Genomic DNA, 8,917 nt, shown 5'->3' with positions numbered 1-8,917 from the left:
GCATTACAATCATGTACGTCCTCATTCTTATAATAATTACAAAACACCTTTCGAGGCACGCTATGAAGCTGTATAAGTTCTGTGGCAAAATTAGGTTGTTGTGTTACAAAAATGCTTGACCACAACAATAACTCTTTTTTAACAAATTGGATGCTATTTTTTATAAAAAGTGAGTTCAATAAAGATACTGTTACTTTATTTAGTACTATTATTTATGAAATGGGTTTCAGCTATAGAATATATGTGGTTATAACTTAAAATTTTATTACATCATAACATGGTTTGGAAAAATTTAGGAGATTTTTAAAAAATTTTTGAAAAAATTAAAAAAACAAAAAAATTATTAAAAATTATTTTTTAAAATTTGTACTAATGAAGTGTAAAGATATTTTTCATTATAATAAAAAGTAAAAAGAAAGTGAGGAAATTTAACGTGAAGAAGTTTAAAGCGTTTGTTAAAGAACCGGAAAATATCAGTATCTTAATTCCAAATGAGATAATAGAGAATGAAAAGTTGGGCGTACATAGGAATTATTTATATGCGTATTTGTATATATGCAGGGGGTACGATGGGATAAGTAGATTTTCCTTTGAAGATATTTTTATGTTTGCTGGGTATAAGGATTTTAAAGCTGTTGGTTCGGCAAAAGAAAAGATAAGGGAAAGTTTGGATAAGTTTATTGAACAGGGTATATTTGAACCAATTACAGGTAATGTTTATGGTAATAAATTTATATCCGGCATATTGAAATTGAATTATACAAATGCGGAATCTTATGTAATGATAAATTTAGACATCTTAAATAAGATTATGAGACATAGAGAACGTAAGGTGCGATATACATTATTAAATTTCTATTTGTATCTGCTAAGCAAAATGCGCCCCTTAGATGAAAAAGGATATAATATGGGATTTTATTCGTATCTTGGAATGCTGGAGCAAGTGTTTCATATGGATTTTAGACAGGTTAAAACCTATATTGATAAATTAGAATATATGAAGTTGATGAAAACAAAGGCGTTACCAAGGTATAGAGATGTATTAGGATGTTGGCATACAAATATGCGTTTATTTGTAAGAACAGAGAGTAGTATGTCTGATGAAAAAGTAGATAAATTATTAAAATTATGCGAAAAAAATATGATACAAAACAGAAAAAGGCATGAATCTGCGCTTTTTAAATGATTTTTTGCACTTTGAGATTATTAAAATAAAATCTTTTAAGGAATAATATTAACGAAAATAAAATCGTTAATCCAAATGATAGAATTACACAGCTTGTAGTCATCTCTTTTTTATCACTGATTTTATCGAAGTAAGTAAAATTGAAGATGCCGAAAGGGGGATCGGAGAATTTAGAAGTTTAGGTAAATATAATATTAATAAATATAATATTAATAAATATAATATTAATGGGAGAAATAGTAAAATCTATTTCTCCCATGTAGAATATTTTTAAAGGTGGTGTTTGGATGAATAATATACCTATTTGGGAAAAATTTACTTTAACTATTGAAGAAGCTTCGGTTTATTTTCGGATAGGTGAGAATAAGTTGAGAACAATAATAAATGAAAATAGGAATGCGGATTTTATTTTGTGGAATGGGAATAGACCACAAATTAAAAGAAAAAAATTTGAAAATGTTATAAATAACATGCACAATATTTAATTAATAATTGAAATAAGGAGAACGTTATGTTATTATATTTAATACATATTATAGTTATCTCGGATTGGAGATGTTAATTTATGTCAGAAAAAAGACGAGATAACAAAGGCAGAATACTGCTTTCAAATGAAAGACAGCGTCCAGATGGCAAATATGAGTACAGATATATTGATAGAAATGGGGTGAAACATAGTATATATAGTTGGAAATTGGTTTCGACTGATAAAATTCCAAATGGTAAAAAATGTGAAGAATCTTTAAGGGATATGAAAAGAAAAATAGAAAAGGATTTAGAAGATGGAATTGATCCAGCAAAATCTCAAAATACAACCTTGAATCAATATTATGAAGAATATATTAATTCCAAATATGAATTAAAAACGTCTACACGAGTAAATTATAAATATCTATATGAAAAATATATTAAAGATAATTTAGGAAATAAAAAAATGTATGATATAAAATATATAGATATTAAGAATTTTTATATTTATCTTGTAGATAAACTTGGATTAAAAATTGGAACCATAAAGATTATTGATAATATTCTTCACCAAATGTTTAATGTTGCTGTTAGAAATGGTGATATAAGATACAATCCTACCACTGGTGTTATATATGAAATTAAAAAAGCTAACAATTTTGAAAATATTAAACGTCGTGCACTAACAATTCCACAGCAAGAATTATTGATTGATTTTTGTAAAAATAACACTATGTATAATCATTGGCTTCCATTAATTACGGTATTTCTTGGCACAGGTTGCAGAGTTGGAGAAATTATCGGATTAAGATGGGAAGATTGTGATTTTGAAAAATCTATTATTAGCATCAATCATATTCTTACCTATAGGCCACAAGATAATAGGAAATACGAATTTCATATAACAACTCCCAAAACGAAAAATTCAATTCGGATTATCCCAATGTTAAAAGATGTTAAAAAAGTATTGTTAGAAGAAAGACTTAGACAAATGAAAATTGGTTTTAATACGTCTGTTATTGATGGATATTCTGGTTTTATTTTTCAAAGCAGGGTTAGAACCGTTATTTTTCCACAAAAAATTAATGAAGTCTTGGAAAGTATTAGAATAAAATGCAATCAACAAGAAGAAGAAAACGCTATTCGTGAAATGAGGGAACCTGTTATTATACCACATTTTAGTGTTCACAATCTCCGGCATACATTTTGCACAAGATTTTGTGAAAATGAAACTAATATAAAAGTTATACAGGAAATAATGGGACATGCCGACATAACAACGACTATGGACGTTTATAATGAAGCCACCATTGAAAAGAAAGTCGAAAGCTTTTTTAATCTTGAAGGTAAAATAAAGATCAATTAATTTTACCACTTTTTTACCACTTTTCACTGTGAAGATATAAGAATTTATAAAAACTTATATAAAATATGATTACAAAAAATGGCGTAAAAATGTAGATATAAGGACTTATAACAAGTTATATCTATAAACACTGGCTACCATGGATAAAGGCAAACGGCATGCATGGTATTTCTATTTCAAGCCTTCCATCCTACATGGAGCGGTTTAATATCATATTTAATACCATCCCGGCAATGATTCTGGATTTTAAGCTTCTGTCCAAAGTACAAGAAAATAGCTTAATTATTGATCTTGCATCGCGACCCGGAGGTGTTGATTTTGAGACGGCGCGCAATCTCGGACGAAAGGTAATCTGGGCATTATCCCTTCCGGGGAAGGTGGCGCCTGATACCGCGGGAGATATTATGAAGGAAACCATTGTAAATATTTTGGAGGAATTGGGGGTGTAGCCAATGGACAGCGGAGCTGTGATAGGATTTGCTCTGACTGGTTCTTATTGTACCTTTTCCAAAGTCATTCCCCAAATCAAGGCGCTTGTGGATATGGGCTATGAAGTGATTCCCATCTGCTCGGAAAATGCTGCGCAAACTGATACAAGGTTTGGAAATGCAGGACAGCATCTTTTGCGGTTAGAACAAATAACCGGTCACAATGTGATTGCATCCATAACCGAGGCGGAACCGATTGGACCGAAAAAATTGCTGGATGTTTTGGTAATAGCGCCTTGTACTGGAAATACAATTGCCAAATTGGCACAGGGAATCGCAGACAGTGCGGTTACCTTGGCAGTAAAATCGCACCTGCGCAATAATAGGCCAGTTGTGATTGCAGTTTCGTCCAATGATGGATTGGGAGCAAATGCAAAAAATATTGGAATTTTGCTGGCTCGAAAACATATCTTTATGGTGCCGTTTGGACAGGATGATTATATGGAAAAGGAAAATTCTTTGGTAGCACATTTTGATAAAATACCGCAGACGGTCGAACTTGCTTTACAGGAAAAACAGCTTCAGCCTGTTTTAATGTAATGAATAGCAGAAATAAGAAAAGCAAGAGACACTTGACGCATGGTGCAGTATGCTATATGATTTAAGGCAGGAAGCTTAAAGCGTTCCTGCCTTATTTCCATTCTGGTATTTTATTGTAAAAAATAAACATTTGAAATAATAAAGAAAACAGCAAATATGTATAGTGCAATTGCTGATATGTTTTACGACTTATTCTAATATTTTCTGTATGGAAGGAAAAGGAAGGTAAAAAATAAGTAAAAACTATGCTTTTTGCTTGATTTTTTTAAAAAATAAAGTATAATAGAGGAGATGATAAAGGAGGTCTTTGCATGAAACATTATAAAGGAGCCGTTTTCTTTGATGTGGACGGGACCTTGGTGGATGAACGGAAAAAAATTTATACACCTACGCTAAAAACAGCAGCAGCTATCATGAAAATAAAGGAGAATGGTTATCTGGTGGGTATTGCAACAGGACGTGCCCGGTGTTATATCCCTGAAACAGGAATTGACTTTGACTGTTATGTGACCTGTAATGGTGCTGTGGCAGAAGTGGAGGGAAAAGAGATTTTTAATGATTATATTGCATTGCCTCAGCTACAGGAACTGGTAGATTATATGAAAAAAGAGAAGATTGGTTTTGAACTTGAGGGGTCTCAGCGCTGTTATTACCAGCCGGAGGCTGTAGAAGATTTTATGGAATTGATGGAGCATTTCCATATTACGGCGGACTGTTTTTCGCCGCTTCAGAGTTTGACGCAGCTAAAAACTAATAAAATTTTGATTACGTTTCATCAAATGGAGCAGTTTGAAAACATGCGGACGCGGTTCGGAGAAGATTATGCCATTATTCAGCATCATCGGAATCTGTCGGCCGATGTGGGAAAGAAAAATATCAGCAAAGCTACTGGTATTCAAGCTGTTATTGATTATCTTGGCCTTGATATCCGGGACACTTATGCCTTCGGTGATGATGGAAATGATTTTGAAATGTTACAGACAGTGGGCCATGGCGTTGCCATGACGCCTCATGCTCCACGGCTTGATGAAGTCGCAGATAGCATTACCGGTGGTGTAGAAGAGGACGGTGTTTATTGCGGACTAAAAAATTTAGGTTTAATATAGAGGGAACTTTATGAAAAAGTATAGTGGAGCAGTTTTTTTTGATATAGATGGGACGTTGATTGAAACAAAACGGGGTATTGATACTATATCGGAAAATACAAGGCGAGCGATTGCAAGTTTAAACAAAAAGGGATATTTAACCTGCATTGCAAGCGGCCGCACCAGGAATTATCTGCCGGTACTGGGTGATGTTTTTGAAGGGTATATTACCTGTAATGGGGCAGTCGCAGAAGTTGATGGTAAAATCCTGTTTGAAAAATTTGTGGAGCCAGAAGTACTAAAGCACTTTATGAAATATATGGATACCCACGGATTTGGATATATTCTTGAAAATTCCGAGCAGTGCTTTACGACACTAGCGGGAAACCGGACTTTTCAGGGATTGACTGGTCGTCTTTCAAAAAATTATGATTGTTTTTATCCGATTACCGATTTAACAGAGCCAGAGTCATTTCGGGTGTGCAAATTACAGATTGCTTGTGATGATGAAATAGAATTTAAGCGTATTCAAACGTTATTTGCAAAAGATTTTGAGATTACACCTCACCGGTATGAAATAGCAGCAGATGTTGCTCCGCGTGGGACAAGCAAGGCATCCGGGATCCAGGAACTCATCAAATATTTGGAGATTCCCAAAGAAAATACCTATGCTTTTGGAGATGATTATAACGACCTCCAAATGCTGCAGACAGTGGCGCACGGCATTGCCATGACCCCTCATGTGCCTCCGTTAGATGACATTGCAGAGTATGTGACAGGAACGGTGGAAGAAGAGGGAGTATTTCATGGTTTGTTGCATTATGGATTGATCTCACAGAAGGAAATGTGATGAAATTGTTTCAATCGAATGTTTTCATTGTTTTTTAAAAGCACTCTACGGAAAATAACCGTAGAGTGCTTTTAAATTTTACTCGTTTGGTTCGGTTTCATGAATCTGCATATGTTTGACGCGATCATTTTCTTCGGCTCTTTTGCCGTCATTAAACCGATCAAGCGTACCCACTAGATAGCCTGTAATCCGGCGAATCCGTTCAAATCCGGGCTTGGATTCATGTTCTTCGGCGGTGCGGCCGCATTGGGGGCAGACATCTCCGATGATGCCAGTATAACCGCAAACCGGGTCGCGGTCAACCGGATGGTTGATGCTCCCGTAGCCTACCCCTTGTTCTTTCATACAGCGAATGACCTTTTCAAAGGCTTCCAAATTGGTGGTGGGATCACCGTCTAGTTCGATATAAGTGATGTGTCCGCCATTGGTTAAAGCATGATAGGGCGCTTCAAGACGGATTTTATCAAATGCGCTGATACCGTAGTATACTGGAATATGGAAAGAGTTGGTGTAATATTCTCTATCAGTTACACCGGGAATAGAACCAAATTTTTCTCTGTCCAGTTTGACAAACCGACCGGAAAGGCCTTCGGCAGGTGTGGCAATCAGCGAAAAGTTAAGTCCATATTTTGCGGTGGCTTGATCCATTCTCTGTCTCATATAACCAACGATTTCAAGCCCCAGATTCTGTGCTGTGGTGGATTCACCGTGATGCTGGCCGATCAGTGCTTTCAGACATTCTGCAAGGCCGATAAATCCGGCTGTGAGTGTTCCATGCTTTAATACTTCGCCAACGGAATCATCCGGGCCTAAATCAGCAGAATCAATCCATACACCCTGTCCCATGAGGAAAGGATAGTTGCGGACTTTTTTGGAACATTGAATTTTAAATCGCGCTAAAAGCTGGTCAATAACAAGATCGATTTTTCTTCCCAGGTCTTCAAAGAACCATTCCACATTACCGTGCGCATTAATGGCAATACGAGGCAAGTTGATAGAGGTAAAACTCAGATTGCCGCGGCCGTACACGATTTCGCGGCTGGGATCATATGCATTGCCGATGACACGGGTGCGGCATCCCATGTATGCCGCTTCGGTTTCGGGATGTCCTTCTTTATAATATTGGAGGTTAAAGGGAGCATCCAGAAAGCTGAAGTTAGGGAAAAGGCGTTTGGCTGACACTCTGCATGCCAGTTTAAAGAGGTCATAGTTGGGATCCTCTGGGTTATAACTAATGCCTTCTTTTACTTTAAAAATATGAATTGGGAAAATCGGGGTTTCCCCATTTCCAAGACCCGCCTCAGTGGCAAGCAAAACGTTTTTGATTACCATCCTGCCTTCTGGAGAGGTATCTGTCCCGTAATTTAATGAACTAAAGGGAATCTGAGCGCCTGCCCGGGAATGCATGGTGTTTAAGTTATGTACCAGCGCCTCCATAGCCTGATAAGTTGCACGGTCTGTTTCGCGGACGGCGGCCTTGGTTACAAAAGTGCAAACATGCCGGCGATCTTCCTCATCGGTAAAGTATTCTTCCAGTTTTTCAGCCAAGAGGGATTGATAGCTTTCGCCATTGGCCAAACAGGGAACTTCGCCGGTTTCTTCCTGAATTTTGTTAATAATTTCTTTAGCCAATGTCTGACCGTCTTCACGATCTAGCTCCAGTTCCAATGCACGACCTAGATTTTCAGTGAAACGGCGACGATAGGTTTTTGCAACGCCGGGAGCCATGCTGTAGTCAAAGTTTGGAACGCTTTGCCCGCCGTGCTGGTCATTTTGATTGGATTGAATTGCAATACATGCCAAAGCGGAATAGCTGGCAATATCATTGGGTTCCCGCAGGAAACCGTGTCCGGTAGAAAATCCGCCCTCAAACAGGGTCTTTAAATCGATCTGACAACAGGTTGTAGTCAGGGTCAGAAAGTCTAGGTCGTGGATATGGATATCTCCGTTGCGGTGTGCCTCTGAGTGCTTGGGATCCAAAATAAACATGTCATAAAACTGTTTTGCACCTTCCGAGCCATATTTCAGCATGGTGCCCATGGCGGTATCGCCGTCAATATTGGCGTTTTCGCGTTTGACATCATTGTCTTTTGCGGGTTTAAAAGTGAGATCCTCATAAACTTTCATCAGCCGTGTATTCATTTCCCGAATTCTGGTGCGTTGGGAACGATATAAAATAAATTCCTTTGCTGTCCGGCTGTGCCCTTCTTCAATTAAAATATGTTCCACTGCATCCTGAATTTGTTCTACGGTAGGTCGTACAATGTTTTGCTCTTCGATGTATTCACTTACTTGCTTTGCCAAATCCATGGATGTTTGGTAATCTTTTCCGCCAATGGCTTCGGCTGCGCGATAAATTGCGCTTGCGATTTTTTCAATATCAAACCCTACTTCGCGGCCGTCGCGTTTTACGATGGTTTTAATCATCTTTCTTACCTCCGATTCTTTTTTTGCAAAATCAAAGCGCGGAATTTCTGCATCTGATCCAAATTTTCTTTACATTACCGCGCTGAATACCATATATTGTGATTTGATTCAGAAAAATGGTGCATATATAGTATAATCCTGTTGAATGGGAAAGTCAACAGAAAAAATAAAAAACAATATTACATTTTTGTAACAAAGGCGGAAACGGTATGAAAGTTTCCGCCTCAGCGTGTCGATACTTTATCGACACGCTGACAGATGTTGAAAAAGGAAGTTAGATTTTCCGCAATCGCTTTCGTCGGCGTACAAAGGTACGGTAGAGAGCGATTGCGGGAAAAGCAAGCAATGACGCCGGTTTCTCGATGAATCCGGCGTCATTTTTTGTATATAGAAAACCACCGGCAGTGCCGGTGGTTCCGAAAAGCTTTAGCTATGAGTAGTCAAAGGCATCCTCCTTTGATAAAATAAAGGCAGGTCTAGCCAACCGCCAAAAAAATCAAAGGAGGA

At 37.2% G+C, this 8,917-nt stretch carries 8 protein-coding genes; 7 read left to right on the top strand and 1 reads right to left on the bottom strand.

Annotated elements, in window-relative coordinates; genetic code table 11:
* Positions 1-433 precede the first annotated feature (433 nt).
* The 7 genes from INF28_RS12430 (at position 434) to INF28_RS12400 (ending at position 5,983) form a co-directional block, all read left to right on the top strand.
* Positions 434-1,186: a hypothetical protein gene (locus tag INF28_RS12430; RefSeq protein ID WP_226393776.1), complete on the top strand. Its 753-nt coding sequence runs from the start codon at positions 434-436 to the stop codon at positions 1,184-1,186.
* A 287-nt stretch (positions 1,187-1,473) separates the two neighbouring features.
* Entirely contained in the window at positions 1,474-1,671 is a 198-nt protein-coding gene (locus tag INF28_RS12425) for an excisionase (RefSeq protein WP_226393775.1), read from the top strand.
* 80 nt (positions 1,672-1,751) lie between these two features.
* A complete protein-coding gene (locus INF28_RS12420) occupies positions 1,752-3,020 on the top strand; it encodes an integrase DNA-binding domain-containing protein (RefSeq protein ID WP_226393774.1) in 1,269 nt (422 codons plus the stop codon).
* Between the two features lie 158 nt (positions 3,021-3,178).
* Positions 3,179-3,469 carry a hypothetical protein gene (locus INF28_RS12415; RefSeq protein WP_226393773.1) on the top strand — a complete coding sequence of 97 codons (291 nt, stop codon included), beginning with the start codon at positions 3,179-3,181 and terminating at the stop codon, positions 3,467-3,469.
* A gap of 3 nt (positions 3,470-3,472) precedes the next feature.
* Positions 3,473-4,048 (top strand): dipicolinate synthase subunit B, encoded by a 576-nt coding sequence (locus INF28_RS12410; protein ID WP_226393772.1) that lies wholly within the window; start codon positions 3,473-3,475, stop codon positions 4,046-4,048.
* A gap of 311 nt (positions 4,049-4,359) precedes the next feature.
* Positions 4,360-5,154 (top strand): Cof-type HAD-IIB family hydrolase, encoded by a 795-nt coding sequence (locus INF28_RS12405; protein WP_226393771.1) that lies wholly within the window; start codon positions 4,360-4,362, stop codon positions 5,152-5,154.
* A 10-nt stretch (positions 5,155-5,164) separates the two neighbouring features.
* Complete coding sequence (locus INF28_RS12400) at positions 5,165-5,983, top strand: HAD family hydrolase (protein WP_226393770.1); 819 nt, start codon at positions 5,165-5,167, stop codon at positions 5,981-5,983.
* Between the two features lie 78 nt (positions 5,984-6,061).
* On the opposite strand, the gene INF28_RS12395 is transcribed toward INF28_RS12400, so the two are convergent.
* On the bottom strand, positions 6,062-8,410 hold the full coding sequence (locus INF28_RS12395; RefSeq protein ID WP_226393769.1) for an anaerobic ribonucleoside triphosphate reductase: 2,349 nt from the start codon (positions 8,408-8,410) through the stop codon (positions 6,062-6,064).
* Positions 8,411-8,917: the final 507 nt, after the last annotated feature.

Source organism: Ructibacterium gallinarum (genome assembly GCF_014982785.1).
Classification (GTDB): Bacteria; Bacillota; Clostridia; order Monoglobales; family Monoglobaceae; genus Ructibacterium; species Ructibacterium gallinarum.
The sequence above is the reverse complement of the archived record's forward strand: the minus strand, read 5'-3'. Positions and strand labels throughout refer to the sequence as shown.